11 protein-coding genes are annotated in these 21,267 nt (G+C 63.6%); 6 read left to right on the top strand and 5 right to left on the bottom strand.

Translation table 11 applies throughout. The annotated features are described in order from the left end of the window. Nucleotides 1–34 precede the first annotated feature (34 nt). The gene (locus NKJ11_RS27155; RefSeq protein WP_352794716.1) at nt 35–901 is read right to left on the bottom strand and encodes a hypothetical protein; all 867 of its coding nucleotides are present in this window, start codon (nt 899–901) and stop codon (nt 35–37) included. A 152-nt stretch (nt 902–1,053) separates the two neighbouring features. Next, nucleotides 1,054–1,917, bottom strand: coding sequence for a hypothetical protein (locus tag NKJ11_RS27160; protein ID WP_023809967.1), 864 nt, complete (start codon nt 1,915–1,917; stop codon nt 1,054–1,056). A gap of 372 nt (nt 1,918–2,289) precedes the next feature. On the opposite strand from NKJ11_RS27160, the gene NKJ11_RS27165 reads away from it, so the two are divergent. Both NKJ11_RS27165 and NKJ11_RS27170 read left to right on the top strand, forming a co-directional pair. Continuing rightward, nucleotides 2,290–4,080, top strand: coding sequence for a ShlB/FhaC/HecB family hemolysin secretion/activation protein (locus NKJ11_RS27165; RefSeq protein ID WP_352794717.1), 1,791 nt, complete (start codon nt 2,290–2,292; stop codon nt 4,078–4,080). 10 nt (nt 4,081–4,090) lie between these two features. Continuing rightward, complete coding sequence (locus NKJ11_RS27170) at nt 4,091–10,771, top strand: MBG domain-containing protein (RefSeq protein ID WP_352794718.1); 6,681 nt, start codon at nt 4,091–4,093, stop codon at nt 10,769–10,771. A 289-nt stretch (nt 10,772–11,060) separates the two neighbouring features. Here NKJ11_RS27170 and NKJ11_RS27175 read toward each other — a convergent pair whose 3' ends face one another. From NKJ11_RS27175 to NKJ11_RS27185, 3 genes are all read right to left on the bottom strand, one after another. Further along, entirely contained in the window at nt 11,061–11,396 is a 336-nt protein-coding gene (locus NKJ11_RS27175) for a hypothetical protein (protein WP_128304944.1), read from the bottom strand. 62 nt (nt 11,397–11,458) lie between these two features. After that, complete coding sequence (locus NKJ11_RS27180; protein WP_127290340.1) at nt 11,459–12,307, bottom strand: endonuclease/exonuclease/phosphatase family protein; 849 nt, start codon at nt 12,305–12,307, stop codon at nt 11,459–11,461. A 110-nt stretch (nt 12,308–12,417) separates the two neighbouring features. Further along, nucleotides 12,418–13,881, bottom strand: a complete 1,464-nt coding sequence (locus tag NKJ11_RS27185; RefSeq protein ID WP_352613197.1) for a phospholipase D-like domain-containing protein — start codon at nt 13,879–13,881, stop codon at nt 12,418–12,420. A gap of 306 nt (nt 13,882–14,187) precedes the next feature. Here NKJ11_RS27185 and NKJ11_RS27190 point away from each other — a divergent pair, with 306 nt between their 5' ends. The 4 genes from NKJ11_RS27190 (at nt 14,188) to NKJ11_RS27205 (ending at nt 21,262) form a co-directional block, all read left to right on the top strand. Beyond that, a complete protein-coding gene (locus tag NKJ11_RS27190) occupies nt 14,188–14,391 on the top strand; it encodes a hypothetical protein (protein ID WP_164779989.1) in 204 nt (67 codons plus the stop codon). Between the two features lie 437 nt (nt 14,392–14,828). Next, nucleotides 14,829–15,314 carry a hypothetical protein gene (locus NKJ11_RS27195; protein ID WP_352441927.1) on the top strand — a complete coding sequence of 162 codons (486 nt, stop codon included), beginning with the start codon at nt 14,829–14,831 and terminating at the stop codon, nt 15,312–15,314. A 190-nt stretch (nt 15,315–15,504) separates the two neighbouring features. Continuing rightward, nucleotides 15,505–16,020: a helix-turn-helix transcriptional regulator gene (locus tag NKJ11_RS27200; protein WP_352441928.1), complete on the top strand. Its 516-nt coding sequence runs from the start codon at nt 15,505–15,507 to the stop codon at nt 16,018–16,020. 196 nt (nt 16,021–16,216) lie between these two features. Continuing rightward, nucleotides 16,217–21,262 (top strand): beta strand repeat-containing protein, encoded by a 5,046-nt coding sequence (locus NKJ11_RS27205; protein WP_352794719.1) that lies wholly within the window; start codon nt 16,217–16,219, stop codon nt 21,260–21,262. Nucleotides 21,263–21,267 lie beyond the last annotated feature (5 nt).

Raw genomic sequence — 21,267 nt, forward strand, 5'->3', positions numbered from 1 at the left:
GGCTTGGGCATCCCGCACGGGGGATGCCCACCGGTCAGCTGCCTGCTGGCGAGTCAAAGGCCTTGACGAACGCGGCATCGATGATAGCCAGCTTGACGGCCTGGGCGGTCATGTACTCCCGGTAGAAATCGCCCGACACCCACATCACCGAATTGCCGCGCTGGCCGAGCCAGCCAACGCTGCCGAGGTCTTCGGCATCCCGCAGTTTGCGTGCCAGGTGGGTTCGCGACAGCTTGAGCCATTTGGCCAAATCGCCGATCGAGACGACGCCAGTCGGTATTGCAGCGAGGCCGGCATGGTCGGGATCGACGCCCGATATCAGCCAGTCCATGACGACGCCGCCATTGTTAAGCCAGGTGAACAGCGAAAAGGTCTGCTTGGGCTCGCGCACGGGGCTGGAGGAGATCAGCCCGTCAGCCACCAGCGGTTGCACCCTTGCGAGCGCAAAGGGCCGCTCCAGAAACGTCGCCAGACGATTCGCGCCGTCGAGACTGTCCAGTGTGTGCAGATGAGCCATCATCCAGCCGGCGAGCGTGTCCAGCGTGTTCACTGTGGGCTGTATGGGGCGGATGCGGCCATCCTGAGCTGCCGAGAGGTGCTCGATGAAATTGTAGTGCAGCATCTCCTTGAGGAAGGCGTCGGCGGTGTTGCGGCTGGCGACGGAATTCTCCCGGATGACGTCGATGAAACGCGCCGCCGTCAACTGCTTGCGGTAGTCATCGGGCTCCCGTCTGAAATGCAGGGCAAGGCCGATATGCGCCATTAACCAACGCTGCTGGGTGGCAAATATCGAGGCAAGCCTCGGGTTCGTCTCGTAGGTCTGGATAAGCGCCTGCGCCTGGGCACGGACACAGCGATGCAATGCCGGGTGACCGGCAATATGGTCCAAGGTCAGCGCCATTCTCCCCCCGTGCGTCAAGCCCCCCAACGCGAAGACGCAGATCACATTTTCAGCCTTCAAGGCCCGTGTCCAGACGCGCCCGGTCTATAACAGGTTATGATCGCCAGTAGACAATGTTCACGGCCCGGGCAGATATCGATCGCGCCGATCCTTCAGCGGTCTTCCGGAGCTGGAAAACAGGCGTCGAAGGCCGCATCGACAATGGCCAGTTTGGCGGCCTGGACGGTCATGTACTCCTGGTAGAAAGTGTTCGATACCCACATCACCGAATGGCCGCGCTGGCCGAGCCAGCCGATGCTGCCGAGTTCCTCGGCAGCGCGCAGCTTGCGGGCAAGGTGGGTCCGCGAGAGCTTGAGCCATCTGGCGAAATCTCCGATCGAAACCACGCTGGTCGGAATCTGGTCCAGGCCGGCATGATCGGGGTCGATGCCCGACATCAGCCAGTCCATGACGATGCCGCCATTGTTGAGCCAGATGAACAGGGAAAAAGTCTGGTTGGGCTCGCGCACCGGCTTGGAGGCAAGCAGGCCGTCCGCCACCAGAGGCTGCAGCCTGACAACCATGTCGGGCCGCTCCAGGAACTTGGCCAGCCGGTTGCCACCGTCGAGATGATCCAGCGTCTGCAGATGGGCAAGGACCCAGCCGGTGAAAGTCTGCACGGTTGCCGCCGTTGGCTGCAAAGGGTGCGTGCGCCCGTCGCCACCCGAAACATACTCGGCGACATGATAGTGCAGCATCTCCTTGATGAAAGCGTCCGCCGTGTTGCGGCTGGCCACCGCGTGCAGGTGTACGAACTCGGTGAAACGCGATACCGTCAGCTCCTTGCGGCGGTCGTGCGGATCGCGCCTGAAATGCATGGCAAGGCCGACATGACCCATCAGCCAACGCTGCTGCGTGGCGAAAATGGAAGCCAGTCGCGGGCTCGTTTCATAGATGTTGATCAGCGCCAACGACTGTGCCTGGACACAGCTATGCAGGGCCGGATGGCCGGCAATGTCTTCCAGATTCAGCGCCATCCTCCTCATGTTCCGAGTTAACTCCAATAGCGGAGTCGCGTCCACATTTTCCAGCCTTCGATAGCTGTGTCCAGAGGCACCAAATGCGAAGAGCAAGCCCAACCCGAACATGGGGCCGGCCACGACCGTTTCCATGGTAGGGTCCGCTAACCGGTTGCTATGGCTTGGAAAACCCCTCCCAATAATAGTCAGCCGGAGGGCCGCCCGTTGAATTGACCTTCACCAGGGCCCGGCATAGTTTCCGCGACATCCGAGCGGCGGGGGCACGCCTTCCCGGAAGTGAGTTCGAAAGCAGAAGCCAATTAACGAGCGATGAAATCTCGCGCGGTGGCGAAGTTTTGCCGAACTCTACCTCGAAGGACGAGTGATTGAGTGAAGTATACAAGCAAGATCGCGGTTGGCAGGGATAACGACTGTCACCCAGTTTTCGGTGAGCTGGCAGCCCGTAAGGGATGGTTGATCCTGTTTGCCGTCTCGGCGTGCCTGTGGCTTCAAGCCGGCGCGTTTGCGCAGACAGCCAGCCAGATCACGCCGCCCAGCTTTCGGCCGCCGCCGGCAGCCAACACGGCAGGTGTTTCCATTCCCGAAGGTGAGGGCCTCGAGGCGCCGGCGGGCGCCGGGAAGCTCAGGGTCAAGCTCGGGGATGTCAGGGTCGAAGGCGGCTTGCCCGACATGGCTGACGCAACACGCAAGATCGTTGCCGGCCTTGCGCACCGCACGGTGACGGCGGCGGAAATCTTTGCCGCGGCGCGAAAACTCGAAACCGAATATGGACGGGCCGGCTATGCGCTGGCGCGGGTGGTGCTGCCGGCGCAGAAGCTCAACGACGGCGCAGGGCTCCGGCTGGTCGTCGTCGACGGCTTTCTCGAACGGATCGACACCAGCAATCTGCCCGAGCGCATACGCGGGCGGGTCGAGGCAACGCTGGCGCCGCTCGTTGGACAAAAGAGCATCAAGCTGTCGGCGATCGAACGCAAGCTGCTGCTGGCTGGCGATACGCCCGGGGCCCGGCTGCGCTCAACCTTGCAGGCCGGAACAGCCAAAGGCGCCAGCGTGCTGGTCATCGATGGCAAATATCGCCCGATCGGCGGCCAGGCGACCGGGGACAACTCGCTATCGCCGTCGTTGCAGCGCTGGTCTACGGGCGTCGGCGTCGATTTCAACTCATTGCTCGGCCTCGGCGAACTCGTCTATGTCAGGGCAGGCGGCTACCCCGATGGCGGCGAGAGTGGCCTGTTCACGGCTGACCCACGCAATCGCAACTATGCCGCGGGCATCGTCGTGCCGATCGGCTATGACGGGCTGACGCTCAATCTGGAAGCCAGCCGCACGCAGGCCAATCCGACAGCCGAGCCCGGCACGCTCGGCTTCGGCAGCGCTTTCCAGCGTTATTCGGCGCGGCTTCGATATCCCTGGATCCGCAGCCGTGCGCTTACGATCAGCACCGAACTGTCCTTCGACGTGCAGAACGACACGCTCGACGCGGTGACGCCGATTTCGCTGCCGATCGCCGAGGACCGGCTGCGCATTGCCCGGCTCGGTCTCGACGGCACCTGGTTCACACCGCTTGGCGGTGTCTTCATCGGCAATGTCGTTGCGTCGTTCGGCATCGACGGGCTCGGCGCGCGCTCGGCCGCCGATGCCACGCCGCTTTTGCCGCTGTCGCGCCAGGGGGCCGACGCGGCGTTCCAGAAGCTGGAGGTCTCCGCCAGTTACAGCCAGCCGCTGGCTACCCATCTCGGCCTCGACCTCTACGCCCGCGCGCAGACCTCGTTTGGCAAGCCGCTGCTGCAGTCCGAACAGATCGGGCTGGTCGGCGCGAACGGTCTGTCGAGCTTCGACGCGGGCGCGCTGCAGGGCGATTCCGGCTATGTGCTGCGCGGCGAGCTGTCCTCACCCTGGTACGCACCGTTCACCGGCGGCATCGTTTCGTTGTCGCCCTACGTGTTCGGCGCTGTCGGCCAGGTCCATCTCGAAATGCCGACCGCGCTCGAGACGGCCAACATCATTGGTGCGTCATACGGGCTTGGCCTGAAGGTCGGCACCGCGCTGGCGGGTGACGCGACCAATGCCAGCCTGACGCTGGAATGGGGCCGCCAGCATCGCGACGATCACCTGCCGACAAGCGATCGCTTTTCGCTCAGCGGCGCCGTCCAGTTCTAGAGAGATCACCATGCAGCGCAAAGTCCACCTCTCACGACGGCACCTTAACCGCACCGGCGCGCCGTTGATGGCGCTGCTTTTGACGTCGACGGCGCTTGTCGGTTTCACGTCGGCGCGAGCACAGGAACTGCCGACAGGCGGCAGCGTGGCGTCCGGCGGTGTCACCATCGCCAATCCATCGTCGTCGCAACTGAACATCAGGCAGTCGACCAGTTCGGCGATCGTCAACTGGCAGAGCTTTTCGATCGGCGCCGGCGCGACCGTCACTATCGACCAGCCATCATCCTCGGCAACGATGCTGAACCGCGTCACCGGCGGTACCAAATCGACCATTGCAGGCCAGCTCAACGCCAATGGCCAGGTGTTCCTGGTCAATCCCAACGGCATTGCCATCTCCAAGACCGGCAAGGTCAGTGCCGCCGGCTTCGTCGCGTCCTCGCTGGGCATCAGCGACGAGGATTTTGAGGCCGGAAAGCTGGAGTTCGAAGGCAATGGAGCTTCCGCTGCCGTCTCCAACCAGGGTGCGATCAGCATCGGGCGTGGCGGCTATGCCGCATTGATCGGCGGCAGCGTCGACAATGCCGGCTCGATCACCGTGCCGCTTGGAAAGGTCGGGCTCGGATCGGGTGAGAAGGCGGCGCTTGATTTGTCCGGCGACGGCTTCCTGCAGGTCTCCGTGCCGACCAAGGCTGACGGCAGCAATGCGCTGGTCAGCAATTCCGGACGTATCAGTGCCGATGGCGGGCTGGTCGAACTCAAGGCGGCTGCGGTGCGCGATGCCGCACGCCAAGCCGTCAACATGTCCGGTGTCATCGAGGCACGCACGGTGTCAGGTCAATCCGGCGCCATCGTACTCGGCGGCGATGAAGGCTCGGTCGAAATCACCGGCATGCTCGACGCTTCGGCCAAGGCCGGCGGCAAGGGCGGCAAGGTCACGGTCACCGGCCGCAAACTGATGCTCAAAGCCGCCAAGGTCGATGCCTCGGGCAAGGATGGCGGCGGCAGCGTCAGGATCGGCGGTGACAAGCAGGGCAAGGGCACCTTGCAACGCGCGGTCACAACCGAGATCGATGCGAAGACGACAATCAGTGCCGATGCGACCGGCAACGGCACCGGCGGCACGGTCATCGTCTGGTCGGACGAGCAAACAAAGTTCGCCGGCAAGATTTCCGCACGCGGCGGTGATGACGGCGGCAATGGCGGCTTTGCGGAAGTGTCCGGCAAGCAGCGCCTCGACTTCACCGGTGAGGTCGATCTGCGCGCCCGCTTCGGCGACACCGGTGACCTTTTGCTCGATCCCTACAACGTCACTATATCGAACGCTGCCGGCAACACCGGCGGCAGCATGTCCGCCAACACCAATGACAGCGTCATCAACGTCACCACGCTGCAGAACCTTCTTGCAACGGCAAACGTCACCATCTCGACCGGCAGTGGCGGTTCGCAGGCTGGCGACATCACCATTGCAGCACCGATCGCCTGGAACACCAACACGCTGACGCTCAGCGCCTCTCATTCGATCGTCTTCAATGCGAACGCCACGATCGGCGGCGTCGGCGGACTGGCGCTCATCACCAACAATGGCGGCACCGGCGGCACGATCTCCTATGCCTTGGGCGCATCGGCGACCTTCACCGGCACGCCCGGTGCGCAGGCGCTGTCGGTCAACGGCCAGAGCTACACGCTGATCTATGATGTCAACGGCCTGCAGGCGATCAACAGCGGGCTCACCGGCAGCTACGCGCTGGCCAAGAATATCGATGCCAGCTCCACGTCCAGCTGGAATAGCGGTCTCGGCTTCATATCGCTGGGCACCGACGGCAACAGCAACATCCAGAACGGCGGCAACGGCTTCACCGGCTCGTTCGACGGGCTCGGCCACACCGTCGACAGCCTGTCGGTGACGCAGTCCGCTGCCCAGTATGTCGGCCTATTCGGCTATATCGGCGCGGGCGGCCTGGTCCAGAATGTCGGCGTCACCAATGTGACGGTCCGGGGGTTTAGGACCCTTGGCGGGATCGCCGGGTTCAATGCCGGCACGGTGGCCCAGAGTTATTCGACTGGTCAGCTGTTCACCACGCAATACGGGTCCACCTCAGGCGGTCTGATCGGCGAGAACGATGGCGCACTCTCCGACAGCTTCTCGACAGTGGTCATCAACGCACGCGACACAAATGCGGCGGGCGGCGCGGTGGGCTTCAACAATTTCGGCACCATCGATCGCGTCTATGCCATGGGCGCTGTCGATATCGGCAGCGGCGGCGCGGCCGTCGGCGGCCTCGTCGGATCGAATTATGGCTATTCGTTTGTCGGCGAGGGCGGCAGGATAACCGACAGCTATTCGACCGGCGCGGTCAGCGGCGGATGGAATGTCGGCGCGTTCATCGGCAACAACCTTTACGATGGCGTGATCACGGGCGCGTACGACACGTCGACATCCGGCCCCTACAACACCACATCCAGCGCCAAGCCTGCGATCGGCGGTGGCACCACCGGCCCCAATGTCAATGTCGTCGGCCTGTCGACCTCCAGCTTCCAGAATGGCGGCGCCAATGGACTGAGTGCCGCCTTTGGCGGCGGGACTGGCGGCCTCTATCCCTATCTGAAGAGCTTCTACCCCAATGGCGTTCAGGCGATCTCCGGAATTGCTTACAAGGATGCCGGCAACACGCCACTGATTTCCGGTACCGGCCAACCCTATTACACAAAGAATCCCGGGCTGGTGTCCGTCGTCTCCGGCGGCGTGAACCTCGGCACAGTCTCGACCGGCGTCAACGGCTACTATTATCTCGCTCTGCCGGCCGGCGCGGTCTCGAACTCGGTGCTCGCTTACACCGTTGCCGAAGCGGACTCGGGCGCCAAGAATGGCGTGACCTTCCGGACCGGCCTGTCCGGCAGCAATGTCTCGAACCTCAACGTCTATGGCGACTGGCGGCTCGACGAGGCGGATGGCTCGATCGCCTCGCTGTCGGCGCTGAGCAGCGCCTATAGCGCGGCGATTGGGTCAGCCTCTGTCGGCAGCCTGTCCTTCGCCAATCGCCAGATTGAAACCGTAGCAGCCACCTTCGCCCTCAACCAGGCGCTGTCGGTCGGCACCGGCACGCTGGCGCTGTCGTCGAACGGCGTGGTGACGCAGACTAGTGGCCTGACGGCGGCGTCGCTGGTTCTCGGTGGCACGGGTAGCTTCACCCTGACCAACGCCGGCAACCAGGTCGGCAACGTCGCCGGCAGCGCCGGTTCCGTCGATCTGCGCGATGGTGCAAGCCTGACGATCGCCAGTGCTTCCAGCGCCCGTGGGGTTATGGCGACCGGGGTGAACACCACCGGTTCGGTGAAGCTTCAGACGACGGGCGATTTGACCATTGCGGCAAATGCGACAATCAGCGGAACGGATCCAGTGCTCTCGGCCGCTGGCCTGTTCGTCAACAACCGGGGCAGTGACGCCGTCGCCGCCACTAGCGGACGCTGGCTGATCTATGCGGCAAATCCCACCGGCAATACATTCGGCAATCTGGACAGTGGCAACACGGCCGTCTGGAACACGTCGGCGGGTGGTCCGGTGAGTGCGACAGGCAACCGCTATGTCTTTGCCTATCAGCCGACACTGACCTTCAAGTCTAGCAATGCGACCAAAATCTATGGCGATACCGCCCTGCCGGCACTGACCTATTCAGTGGCGGGCTACCAGGCGGGCGTGATCGGCGCCTATCTCGGCGACACCGCCGCCACGACCTTCAGCGGTGGCCCAAGCGTCACGTCCGTCAACCCGCCGGGCAATACACAGGTCGGAGCAGGATCCTATGCAATCACCGTCGGCGCCGGCAATCTCGCGGCGTTGAGCGGCTATGGCTTCGCCTACAACAGCGCGGGCCTGCTTACCATCGGCAAGCGCGCGGTGACGGTGACGGTGACGCCGGGCCAGGGCAAGATCTATGGCGATGCCAATCCATCATCCTATGCATACACCGTTTCGGATCTCGGCGCCGGCACGGCTCTGGTCGGTAGCCTTAGCCGCACGGCAGGGAACAGCGCCGGGACTTATGCCATCAACCAGGGCAGCATCACCAACACCAGCAATTCGAACTACGACATCACCTATGTCGACGCCAATTTCACCATCGCCAAGCGCGCGATCACGGTAACGGCCGATGCCAAGAGCCGTACCTATGGCAACTCCAATCCGACGCTGACCTATCAACTCACAACAGGCAACCTCGTCAGTGGCGACAGCTTGGGCGGTTCTCTGACGACATCGGCGACGACGGCATCCGGTGTCGGCAGCTACGGCATCGCGCAGGGCACACTCAACAACAACAACTATGCGATCAGCTATGTCGGCGCCAATCTGTCGGTTACGCCGCGCGCGATCACGGTGACGGCGAATGCCAAGAGCCGTGCCTATGGCGACGCCAATCCGGCGCTGACCTATCAGCTGACATCAGGCAATTTCGTCAATGGCGACAGCCTGAGCGGCGCACTGGCAACAACGGCGACGACGGCATCCGGTGTCGGCAGCTACGGCATCACGCAGGGCACACTCGCCAACGGCAACTATACGATCAGCTATGTCGGCGCCAATCTGTCGGTGGCGAAGCGCGCCATCACGGTGACAGCCGATGCCAAGAGCCGCATCTATGGCGATGCCATTCCAACGCTGACCTATCAGCTGACCACGGGCAATTTCGTCAATGGCGACAGCCTGAGCGGCGCGCTGGCGACGTCGGCCACGACAGCATCCGGTGTCGGCAGTTACGGCATCACGCAAGGCACACTCGCCAACAGCAACTATGCGATCAGCTATGCCGGCGCCAATCTGTCGGTGACGAAACGGGCGATCACGGTGACGGCCGATGCCAAGAGCCGCATCTATGGCGACGCCAATCCGGCGCTGACCTATCAGCTGACCTCGGGCAATTTCGTCAATGGCGACAGTCTCGCCGGTGCGCTCGCTACAACGGCCACGACAGCATCCGGTGTCGGCAGCTACGGCATCACGCAAGGCACACTCGCCAACAGCAATTATGCGATCAGCTATGTCGGCGGCAATCTCGCGTTGACCCCGCGCGCGATCACGGTGACGGCCGATGCCAAGAGCCGCATTTATGGCGATGCCAACCCGGCGCTGACCTATCAGCTGACATCAGGCAATTTCGTCAATGGCGACAGCCTGAACGGTGCGCTGGCGACGTCGGCAACGACAGCATCCGATGTCGGCAGCTACGGCATCACGCAGGGCACGCTCGCCAACAGCAACTACGCGATCAGCTATGTCGGCGGTAATCTGGCGGTGACGCAGCGCGCCATTACGCTAACGGCCGATGCCAAGAGCCGTGTCTATGGCGATGACAATCCAACGCTGACCTATCAGCTGACCTCGGGCGATTTCGCCAATGGCGACAGTCTGAGCGGTGCGCTGGCAACGACCGCCACGGCATCATCCGATGTCGGCGGCTACAGCATCACGCAAGGCACGCTTGCCAACGGCAATTACGCCATCAGCTATATCGGCGCGGACCTTTCGGTGACACAGCGCGCGATCACGGTCACGGGCGATGCGGGCCAGAGCAAGATCTATGGGGACAGTGATCCGCTGTCCTACGGCTATGCGGTTTCCGGTCTTGGCGGCGGGACGGCGCTGGTCGGCACGCTTGATCGCGCCGAGGGCGAGAATGTCGGGACCTATGACATTGGCCGCGGCACCCTCAGCGATGCTGCCAACGGCAATTACGACATCACCTATGTCGGTGCCGGTTTCAGCATCGGCAAGCGATCCGTGACCGTCACTGCCAGCTCGGGTCAGGGCAAGACCTACGGCAATGCCGATCCGTCGTCCTATGGCTACACCTTCACCGATCTCGGCAATGGTGCGGCGCTGGTTGGCGCTCTCGACCGCACGACCGGCGAAGATGTCGGCGCCTATCAGATCGGGCAGGGCACACTCGCCAACGCGGCCAACTCGAACTACGACATCAGCTATGTCGGCGCCGATTTCAGCATCGGCAGGCGTGCCGTGACAGTCACGGCCAATTCGGGCCAGGGCAAGATTTACGGCGATGCCGACCCGTCCTCCTATGGCTACACCAGCACCGATCTCGGCAGTGGTGTGGCGTTGGTCGGCGCTCTCGATCGCGCCTTGGGAGAGAACGCCGGAGCCTACGCGATCGGCCAGGGCACGCTCACCGACAACGCCAATGCGAACTACGAGATCAGCTATGCCGGTGCCGACTTCAGCATCGGCAAGCGGGCGATCACTGTGGTGGCGGATGCGCAGAGCCGGCCCCAAGGCATGCCCAATCCGCCACTCACCTATTCGATCGGCGGTCTGGGGTTGGTCAACGGGGATACATTCCTTGGCGCGCTCTCGACTGAGGCGACACCCGCTAGCCCTGCTGGCAACTATGCCATCGAACAGGGGAGCCTGACCCTCTCGGCCAACTATGAGCTGACCTATGTCGGTGCCGATCTGGTGGTCTCGCCGCCCAACACCGTGCCGGCACCGGATGCGGCCAGCACGGTCGCGTACAACGCCGATGCCCATGCTGCCGGCGGGCCGGCTCGGGTTTTCTTCACCGGGCAGCCGGTGGATGGCGATGCGCAAACGCTGGTCGAAGACCCGCGGCTTGACGGTCCCGCCTTCTGCCAGGGCGTGGCGGACGCAGCTTCCGTCTGCAGCGTTGCTTCGGTCCGGTAGAAAATGGGGACGCCTTGACCGCGTTGCCGGCGAGACTGTCGGGCAGCTATCCCATCGCCCAGGGCGGCATCACCAACGCCGCCAATCCGAACGGCGATATCACCTATGACCTAATGCCATGGCCGCCTGGGACCCGGCCGTCCTTGCCGCGTTTGCCACGGTCCGGTGAGCGTGCGGGCGACCACGATTTGACGCCGTCAATTATCACCTCTCACATCAGCGCTATTTCGTCAGCCGATCATGCACGATGAACCGGCCGGCTTTCGCCGGCCGGTTGCTCCGATCGGGATCAGCCGCAGACGCGGACCTCTTCGATCACCCTGTGGTGGTGGCGCCAATGCTTGACCAGTTCGATATGGCAGCGATGATGCCGGTGATGGCGGCGATATTCGCCGTACCGGTATTCGCCATTGTCATACTGAACGTTCTGGTCGCCATCATACTGATCGTCATAATAGCGATCGCGGTGATGACGGCGAATAACGATCCCACTATCGGAATCGTCATCCGGCAAATATCGGTCGCCGTCGTCGGACTGGATGGTCACGCTTGCCGCTTGCGTCGGCGCAGTGATCGCCGCTGTCGCGGCCAATGCCAACAGGGAAGCCAGAATCAGCTTTTTCATCTCGTCCTCCTGCGTGTTCAAGACATGTTAACTCGCGGAAGAACCGGGCGTTCCGCCTAATTTTACACGCTTTGCGACGCGGAAGACATCAAGGCGTTATCGTCCACCCGCTCCAGGCGCACGAAGGCCGTAAGCGGCAGGTGGTCGGAGGCAACGCGCGAAAGCGGCGTGTCATGCGCGTTGATGGCGGCAATCATGCCGTGCCTGTTGGCCATGATCCGGTCGAGCGCCAGCAGCGGCAGGTTCGACGGGAAGGTGGGGACCGCCGGCGGCTGCGGGCCGAACGTCGCATGCAGCGTGTTGAGAGCGGAGCGGTTGCCGAGCCGCCATTCATTGAGGTCGCCGAGCAGCAAGGTCGGTCTTTCGTCCGGGCTGTTCATCAGGTCGAGCACGACGCGCGCCTGCTGGGAGCGCGAGCGGCGCAGCAGGCCAAGATGGGCGGCGATGATGCGCAGCGTCCGGCTTCCATCGAGGTCGATCTCCGCCACCACCGCGCCGCGCGGCTCCAGCCCCGGAAGCTTGATCTGGTGCACGTCGCGAACGACGCCCTTCTTGAACAGCAAGACGTTGCCATGCCAGCCATGGCCCTTGCCGGTGGCCGAAATCGGCACCGGAACCAGGCCGGTTTCCCGTTCGAGCCGGGGCAGGTCGAGAAGTCCGTCACGGTCGCCGAAGCGGTTGTCGGCTTCCTGCAACGCAATGACATCCGGGTCGATTTCGCGGATGACCCGGATGATCCGCTCCGGGTCGAATTTCCTGTCGACGCCGATGCATTTGTGGACATTGTAGGAGGCGACCAGCGTGCCGGTGGTGGCTGTCGTCTTGAGTGCGGCGGCGTTGGCCTTCTGCATCCGGCGGTCACGAAGGGAGAGAAGCATGCTTGCCGGGAGGCTGCGTCCAATTCTGTGCATCTCTGTGCTGCTCGTCCTCGCTGGCTTCAATTCAGAAGCAAGATACAGTCAAAATAGGCAATTTCGGCGTATGTTCCATGACAGACGAGTTCCTCAAGCGCACCTCCGCCTTAGAGATAGGGTGAACCGAGCCACAATGCCCGGTCGAACAGCCGGATAAGAAACGGCCGGGCTCGCAAGGCTTCCAGCGTCACCGGCACGGCGGAGGCAATCGCCGACCCGATGCGCACCTCGATCTCGCTGGCAAAGCCGGCATCGAGCACTTCCAGGTCGATCTCGAAGTTCAGCCGCAGCGATCGGGCGTCAAGATTGGAAGATCCGACATAGGCCCATACCCCGTCGATCGACAGCAGCTTCGAATGATCGAAGGGTCCCTCGGTTCGCCAGACGCGGCAATAGTGTTTGAGCACCTGATCGAACTGCGCCATCATCGCGCGGTCGACGAGGAAAAGATTGTTCACCGCCGGCACCACGATGTCGATTTCGACCCCGCGCCTGCCGGCGGTGATCAGCGCGCTGATCAGTTCCCGATCCGGCAGGAAATAGGGCGACATCACGCGTATCGACTTGCGGGCGACCGAGAATGCACCGATCAGCAGCTTGTGGTTGGTCTCGTTGCTGGCATCCGGGCCGGAAGCGACTGCCCGCACCATCATCGGTGCGCCTGGCGATGGCGACAGCGGGGCAATGCGCCAGGCGTCGCCCTTCAGCGCCTCGTTGGTGGCGAAACGCCAGTCCTCGGCGGCGACCGAAAAGAGGTCGGCGACGATCGGGCCGGTCACCCGGAAATGCGTGTCCCTGGCGCTGTTGGAGCCGGCGAATTCGGCGGAGAAGCCTTTGCGGATGTTCATGCCCCCGGTGAAGGCGGCGACGCCGTCGACCACCAGGATCTTCCGGTGGGTCCTCAAATTGGCGTAGGGCAGGCGCAGGCCCATGACGATGTTGCCGTTGAAGACATCGGCGGGGATGTTGGCCTCGCGCAAATGCCCCAGGATGCTCGGCACCGAGTAGCGGGCGCCGACGGCATCGATCAGCACGCGGACGGTGACGCCGCGCCGGACGGCGCCGGCCAGCGCCTCGACGAAGAGCAGGCCGACGGCGTCATTGTCGAAAATATAGGTCTCGAGCAGGACGCTGCGCTCGGCGCCATCGATCGCCGCGCACATGGCGGCATAGGCCTCGTCGCCGGTCTCCAGCACATCGATTGCATTTCCAGGGTTGAGCGCGCGCCGCGCCACCCTGTCGCCGAGTGTCCGCAAGCCCGTGAACCGTTGCCCGTACCGCTCGACGATCAGGGCCTCTTCGACAGCGACGTCGCGCTCATGCTTGGCAGACACCGCGCCGTCGGCAAACGGGCGCTGGGCGGTGATCGTGGCACGGCGGATGCGGTTGATGCCGGCGACGGCATAGATCAGCACGCCGAGTATCGGGGACAGCACCATCACGCCGACCCAGCCGGTGGCGGCACGGACATCTTCCTTGGTCATGACGGCATGGACGATGCCAACCGTCGCCATCACCACGGAGATGATCGCCAGAATTTGAGGCCAGTGAGTCGCCAGGGTCTCCAACATGCCGGGACTATCCAGCGAGCGGTTGCAGAAGGCAATGCAGCCGCTCGTGCCGCGCATTCGGTGGATGGTTGGCCTGCGGCCCTGGCTGAAGAGTTCGACCAGCCGCAGAGATCGATGGGTTGAAGCACCCCGATAGATCCTGTTCAGAAGGACAAACCTGACCCAGGGGAAGCATAGAGCCTGGCATCGTCCTGTTCTGCTCGGGGCCTCCGAAGCCTCTTATGCTTTGGTACCACCTCTATTGTATATCAGGAGGAATGATTTTAGTGATATAAACACTTTGATTGATGGCGAGGGGGGCGCCGAATGATGAAATTCAACTTCGATGGACCTCCCGGCGATGACGCAGCTGCCGACACGTCGGCAGAATGCCAACGCCAATTGCTGCCTCTCGTCCGCGAGATCGTTCAGGCAGCCGTCGCTGCCGGGTGGAGCGAGGAAGACGTTCTTCTGGGTTTTGTGGAACTTACATGGGATTTGTATGAGAATCGTCGCGACGATCTGCAATGACCGGCGGCAAATCCGGTAGCTCTGCATTGTTGAATGGCCGCCGAAATGGCCAAATTGTCCCCTGAAGCAGGGCTCCGAATTCAGGTCAACCAGAGGCCTCGCGGCAGTTGGCAACTTTTGCGCACGCAGCTTTTCACGATAGGAATTTTTTCTTGACCCGGTGACCTCAGCTATAGTACATATTCGCCCATGGTGCTGATTTGCGCCAGTGACCCGCCGCGCAGGCGGGTTTTTCGTTGATGCTCCGTCAGCCAATGCGCCGGCGAAGGTGCCGAAAAATGTTCCAGTCCCTCCCTTGTGACTGGTTCCTCTTATCCCGAACAAAATTTTTTCTTTGCGTACGGATGTTATTCACTATCCGCGGCATGTGCGTTACGCTGGGTCCGGGTCGGGCTAAGGGGGATTTCAGGCAGCGGACAAAGCGGCAGAGGCCAGGCATGAAAAATACGGACGATGCTCGGGACAGCGGCGATTCCCGGGGCGTCAATCGAGAACGGACAGCTCGATATGTCCTGGACATAATTCCTGAAAGCGCAGGTCCCAGGAGGGCCACCACGCGGAGGAGTGTCATATACTCCGTCCGCGATCCCGTCTCGCAGAAATTCCTGGCCAAGAAGCATTCCACCGGAATTGTGCTGAGGCCCGCACGCGGAATGAGAGCCTCGCCCGGCAGCGACAAGATCACGGAATACGTGGCGCGGCGCGTGCGGGAATATCTCGACGAAAACTTCGCGCGAAAAGTCGTCGGAGAATTGGCATCCTTCGCAGGGGTTTCATCCAACCATCTCATAGCAACGTTCGACGTGCCGCCGCATTGCGGTGAGTTGCCGATTGCCGAAGTCGCCTGTCTCGGTTCTTCGGATCGGAGCCATCTGCCTGTGAGAACGCCGACCGGGGCCGGGCATGCTTCCCTCAAGAACTGAGGGCCCGGCCATGGCAAAATGGCAACGCCTGCTCACCCGCGACGCAAGACCGGAATTTTCTACAAGGCTTGCTGAGTTTCTCAAAATACATCCCGCTGCAAATCTGCCCCAAGCTCCGCAGGAGTCCTCTGGAATGTCATGCAGTCCGCGCATTGTTCGCCGTCCGGCCGGAACGATCCGATGAGTGGCGATGCCGGTCAGCTTCGATCAATCACGAATTGTTTTTCAGGGGAACATGGAAGGAAGCCTTGGGTTGAACCTCATCTGGGACGTATCGGGAGGCCGAAAAATGCCGGGCGATGATGGTTTCCCCGGACCGGTTTCCGGAACCAACTCGCGACAGCCGACGCTCAACGCGAAAGGCGGGCTTTCCGTCCGCGCCGCGCGCCGCGTGCAGCAATTCCTGGACGAGAACTTTACGCGCAAGCTGGCGCTGGCTGATATGGCCGCGGTTTGCGGTCTTTCCCCCTATCATTTTGTGCGGGCTTTCTCGAGGACGTTCGGAATGCCGCCGCACCAGTACGTCCTCGACCTGCGGCTGGATTTCGCTGAAAGACTGCTTGCAGACAGCCGCATGACGATCACCGACATCGCCCACTCGAGCGGGTTTTCAAGTCAGAGCCATTTTACCACCGTGATGAAGAAATACCGGCAGCGGACCCCGTTGCAGGCACGGGTGGGAAAGCTTAACGCCAAGGTTAGGTGAGGCGACGCTTATTTCATTGCTTTGTTTCTTGGTTTTAAAGCATTGGCTAAGGTAACAAGCCGTTAACCTCTGTAGGTTTGCTGCGCTCTTTTCTCACAAGGCAGCAATTTCGTGAAATACCGCGGGCAGGAATCATGTCTTCCTGCGGTGGAGCGGAATTGTCAGACATTTCGTGCCGGCCAGCGGAGAGGGAACCATGACCGACAATCAGATTTCGAACGGCTCGCTTCTTGTTCAGCGTCGCGCGGCGCATTTCGCCGGGCACTGGATCGCGGGGGCCGATCATGGCTCACGCTCGACGCGCCGCCGCCTAATGGCGGTGCTGCGCATGGCTCATTGCGTGCTGGGCATGGGGCGCAAGCGCCTGGGGCTGGGAACGCTGGGCGTCGGCGGGATGTCGGCGGCGGCGCTTGCCGTGATGGGGATCATGATCCCGCAAACGGCTTTCGCGCAGCTCGCCATTGGCAACGGGACTGTGACCAACGTCGCGAACTGCACGACTCCCTCCGCAGGGATACAAAGCACTGCCATCGGTTGTGCCAGCACCGCCACCGGGTCCGCCTCAACCGCCGTCGGCGATGGTGCCAAAGTGAATGGCGACGACGGCGTGGCACTGGGCACCGGTGCCACGGCAACGGGCAACGCTTCGATCGCTATCGGCTACACGATGAGTGCCAATGGCCTCAACGCCATAGGCATAGGTGTCTTCGCGGGCGCAACCGGCGTCAACGCGCTCGCTGTAGGCGGTAACGCCAAGGCCAACGGGGACGGAGCAAGCTCCATTGGCGTCAACTCAGTTGCAACCACAGGCGCGGCCGCCTTTGGCCTGAACGCGCGTGCCGACGGATTGAACTCGACGGCGATCGGCTATGTTACCCGGGCGACCGGGCTGCGCGCCACCGCTCTCGGGTTCGGGGCAACTGCATCCGGGCTGGATTCGCTTGCCCAAGGTAACAGCGCCACCGCAACCAACCAGAATGCCATCGCCATCGGATTCCAGGCGACCGCGACCGCGATCAACGCCGTCAATCTTGGCAACCGAACTGTTGCGGGAGGGGGCGCGCTGGCCCAGAGTGCCATCGCCATCGGTACGGATGTGACGGCGTCCCAGGTTGACTCCACCGCGATCGGGCGCGCGAGCAAGGCAACGGGAACGTCCGCCATAGCGATGGGCGCGACCTCGATTGCGAGCGGCTCTGCCAGCACCGCGGTCGGCAACGCGTCCGCTGCCAGCGGCATAAACGCCTCCTCATTCGGGACGGGTGCAAATGCGATAGGAGACAATTCTCTCGCAGCCGGCGTCAGTGCCAACGCCGGCGGAGTCGGCAGCACCGCGCTCGGCATAGGTACGTCGGCCGGCGGCGCCAGTTCGGCAGCCGTGGGCTTCCAGGCCCAGGCCGCCGGCACCAATGCCGCAGCCGTTGGTCCTCAGGCAAATGCATCGGCGATAAACTCGGCAGCGTTCGGCAACGTTGCCACGGCTTCGGGCCAATTCGCGCTGGCCCTGGGCAATTCGGCCGTATCGAGCGGAGTAGGCTCGGTCGCGGCGGGCTCTGGAGCCCAGGCCACGGACGTCTCCACCACGGCTTTGGGTAACAACGCCGCGGCGACCGCCGCAAATGCCAGTGCGCTGGGATTGGGCGCCACGGCCAGCGGAGTGTACGCCACTTCGCTCGGTTCCACATCCAAGGCCACCGGTGCCCGTGCGTTCGCCGGTGGCCGTTCGTCCACTGCGGGAGGCGACGACTCCATTGCCATAGGCACGACATCCATCGCGACAGCGGCGAGCTCGACAGCAGTTGGAGCGGGCGCTGTGGCACAAGACGTCAATGCGATTGCCATCGGTACCGCCGCCGGCGCTATCTCCGCCGACTCCGTCGCCATCGGCACGGGCGCGACCGCCGATGGCGGCAAGGCGGTCGCGATCGGCTACGGCAACGTTGCCTATGGCGACGGCGCGGTCGCCATAGGCGATCCGAGCTATGCCAGCGGCACCGGCGCCTTCACCGGTGGCGCCAACAACATCGCCAACAGTGACGGCACGGCGAGCGCCACCGCGGCCAATACGGCCAACGGCGCCGTCGCCATCGGCAACAACAACAAGGCCATCGGGCAGGGCTCGGTGGCACTGGGCAACGGCTCGACCGCGGGTGCGGCCGGCCTCGCCGGCAATGTCGCGCTGGGTAATGGCGCGACAGCGGCGGCGAGCTCCGGCGACGTGGCGCTCGGCTCCGGCTCGGTGACCACCACGGCCGTCGGCACGGCGAGCGGCGTGGTCAACGGCACGACCTACGCCTTCCAGGGCACCAACCCGCTCTCGACCGTCAGCATCGGCGCGGTCGGTGCGGAACGCACCATCACCAACGTCGCCGCGGGGCGGATCAGCTCGACGTCGACCGACGCGATCAACGGTTCGCAACTCGCCGCTACCAACCAGGCCGTCGACGCCATAGGCGCCGTCGTCAACAACATCAATGTCGGCGGCGGCATCAAGTATTTCCATGCCAACTCGACTGCCGCGGACTCCTCGGCGACCGGTACGGACTCCGTTGCGATCGGACCTGTCGCGACGGCGACCGGGACGAACGCCATCGCGGCCGGTGTCAATTCAAGCGCATCCGACGCCAACGCCTCGGCCTTCGGCAGCGGTGCCGTCGCATCGGCGCTTGACGCAACCGCGATTGGATACATTTCCAACGCCTCTGGCCAATATAGCACCGCCGTCGGCGCCAATGCCAATGCGACAGCCACCTCCAGCACCGCGATCGGCCAGAACTCCTTTGCTACCGCCCTTCAGGCGACCGCTCTAGGCGTGGGGGCGAATGCCGGCGCCGAAAATGCACTCGCGCTTGGCGCCCTCTCAAGCGCCGTCAATGCAGGCGACGTAGCGCTCGGCTCGGGCAGTGTCACCGACGTCACAGTCGGTACGCCCAGCACCGTGATCAACGGCACTACCTATGCCTTCCAGGGCACCAACCCGACTTCGACGGTCAGCGTTGGCGCGGTCGGTGCGGAACGCACCATCACCAACGTCGCCGCGGGGCGGATCAGCTCGACGTCGACCGACGCGATCAACGGTTCGCAGCTCGCCGCCACCAACCAGGCCGTCGACGCCATCGGCACCACGCTCAGCACCATCGGCGGTTCGGTGACCGATCTCGGCAACACGATCAACAACATCGCCGGCGACACGTCGACCGCCTATACCGACGCCAATGGCATGGGCATCCGCTACGCCCGCACCAACGAGGCAGGCTTGGCGCAAACCGATTCCTTCGCACAAGGCGTCGGCTCCACCGCCGCCGGCTACCAGGCGACCGCCACCGGCGTCAGCGCACTGGCGCTCGGCCGCGACAGCAATGTCAGCATCGACGGCGGCGTGGCGCTCGGCTCGGGGTCGGTCTCCGATCGCGCGCTGGCTCCGGCCACGGGCCAGATCGCGGCCGGCCCAGTCAACTTCATCCAGTACAACACGACCGACAAGACGCTGCTCGGCGCCGTTTCGGTCGGCGATGCTACCTCGTATCGGCAGATCACCAATGTGGCCGACGGCACGCAGGATCAGGATGCGGTGACGGTGCGCCAGCTCGCCGGCGCCATCGCTGCCGTATCGGCCACCTCGACCAAGTATTTCCATGCCAATTCGACGGCGGGCGACTCGCTGGCGGTCGGCGCGGAATCGGTAGCGGTCGGTCCGACCACTGTCGTCAACGGCGACAACGGCGTCGGCATCGGCAATGGCGCGATCGTCGAGCAGGATGCACCCGGCGGCACAGCGATCGGCCAAGGCGCCCACGTGGTGCTGGCCGACGGCCTGGCGCTCGGCACCAATTCGCTGGCGTCCGGCATCCAGTCGGTGGCGCTCGGCGCCGGCGCCCAGAGCACCTTCATCAACAGCGTTGCGCTCGGCGCGCAGTCCATCACCAGCGTCGGCGCGCAGGCGGGCTACACGGCCTTTGCGCTCGCCGGTCCGCAGACCTCGGTCGGCGAGGTGTCGATCGGCGCCGCCGGGGCCGAACGCAAGCTCACCAACGTCGCGGCGGGCTCGGCCGATACCGACGGCGTCAACGTCTCGCAATTGCGCGGCGTGACGCAAAACGTCAGCAACCTGTTCGGCGGCGGCACGACCGTCAATCCCGACGGCTCCATCACCGGCCCGACCTACACCATCCAGGGCAACAATTATTCCACCGTCTATGACGGCTTCACGGCCGTCGACAATGCGCTGACCAGCATCAGCAATGGCGGCGGCATCAAATATTTCCACGCCAACTCGACGCTGGCCGACAGCATCGCCGGCGGCACCAACGCCGTGGCGATCGGGCCGGAGAGTGTGGCGAGCGGCACCGACAGCCTGGCTGCGGGACATGGCTCGACGGCCACCGGGCAGGGCGCCGTCGCGCTCGGCCAAGGCGCCAAGGCCAACAACGCCAACGATGTGGCGCTCGGTTCCGGTTCGGTGACACAGACCGCCGTCGGGACCTCCAGCACCGTCATCAACGGCAAGACCTACACTTATGCCGGGACGACGCCGACCGGAACCGTCAGCGTCGGCGACGCCGGCGCCGAGCGGACGATCACCAATGTCGCCGCCGGCCGCGTCGATGCCGGCAGCACCGATGCGATCAACGGCTCGCAGCTCTACGCCACCAACACGGCGATCGAGGATCTGAAAGCCGGCGTCGGAAACCTTACCCAGAACGCGGTGACCTATGACACCCAGGGCGGCAACAAGACGAACACCATCACGCTGCAAGGTGGCGACGTCAACGCGCCGGTCGTCATCTCCAATGTCGGCCCCGGCGTCAAAGGGACCGATGCGGTCAACGTCGACCAGATGAACCAGGGCCTGACCGCGGGCAAGAGCTATACGGACAACCGCGTGGCCTACGCTATCGATACGTCCAACGACTACACCGACAAGGTGGCGGTCACGACCTTGCAGCAGGCCAACGACTATACCGACCAGAAGCTCAGCCAGCTCAATTCGGACATCAGCGGCATCCGCGACGAGGCGCGGCAGGCGGCCGCGATAGGCCTTGCGGCCGCCTCGCTGCGCTATGACGACCGGCCCGGAAAGCTGAGCGTCGCGGCGGGTGGCGGCTTGTGGCGGGACGCAGGCGCGTTCGCCTTCGGCGCTGGCTACACCAGCGAGGACGGCCGCATCCGGGGCAATCTGTCGGGCACGGCCGCGGGTGGGCATGTCGGTGTCGGCGCCGGCATCAGCTTCACCTTGAACTGAGGCAG

The organism is Mesorhizobium sp. M0243 (assembly GCF_040321775.1).
GTDB lineage: Bacteria > Pseudomonadota > Alphaproteobacteria > Rhizobiales > Rhizobiaceae > Mesorhizobium.

What these genes read in the sequence shown, in the direction of transcription:
- NKJ11_RS27155 (WP_352794716.1), bottom strand. Translation starts at nt 901, where the DNA reads ATGGCGCTGACCTTGGACCATATTGCCGGTCACCCGGCATTGCATCGC.
- NKJ11_RS27160 (WP_023809967.1), bottom strand. Translation starts at nt 1,917, where the DNA reads ATGGCGCTGAATCTGGAAGACATTGCCGGCCATCCGGCCCTGCATAGC.
- NKJ11_RS27170 (WP_352794718.1), top strand. Translation starts at nt 4,091, where the DNA reads ATGCAGCGCAAAGTCCACCTCTCACGACGGCACCTTAACCGCACCGGC.
- NKJ11_RS27175 (WP_128304944.1), bottom strand. Translation starts at nt 11,396, where the DNA reads ATGAAAAAGCTGATTCTGGCTTCCCTGTTGGCATTGGCCGCGACAGCG.
- NKJ11_RS27180 (WP_127290340.1), bottom strand. Translation starts at nt 12,307, where the DNA reads ATGCACAGAATTGGACGCAGCCTCCCGGCAAGCATGCTTCTCTCCCTT.
- NKJ11_RS27185 (WP_352613197.1), bottom strand. Translation starts at nt 13,881, where the DNA reads ATGTTGGAGACCCTGGCGACTCACTGGCCTCAAATTCTGGCGATCATC.
- NKJ11_RS27190 (WP_164779989.1), top strand. Translation starts at nt 14,188, where the DNA reads ATGATGAAATTCAACTTCGATGGACCTCCCGGCGATGACGCAGCTGCC.
- NKJ11_RS27195 (WP_352441927.1), top strand. Translation starts at nt 14,829, where the DNA reads ATGAAAAATACGGACGATGCTCGGGACAGCGGCGATTCCCGGGGCGTC.
- NKJ11_RS27200 (WP_352441928.1), top strand. Translation starts at nt 15,505, where the DNA reads ATGCCGGTCAGCTTCGATCAATCACGAATTGTTTTTCAGGGGAACATG.
- NKJ11_RS27205 (WP_352794719.1), top strand. Translation starts at nt 16,217, where the DNA reads ATGACCGACAATCAGATTTCGAACGGCTCGCTTCTTGTTCAGCGTCGC.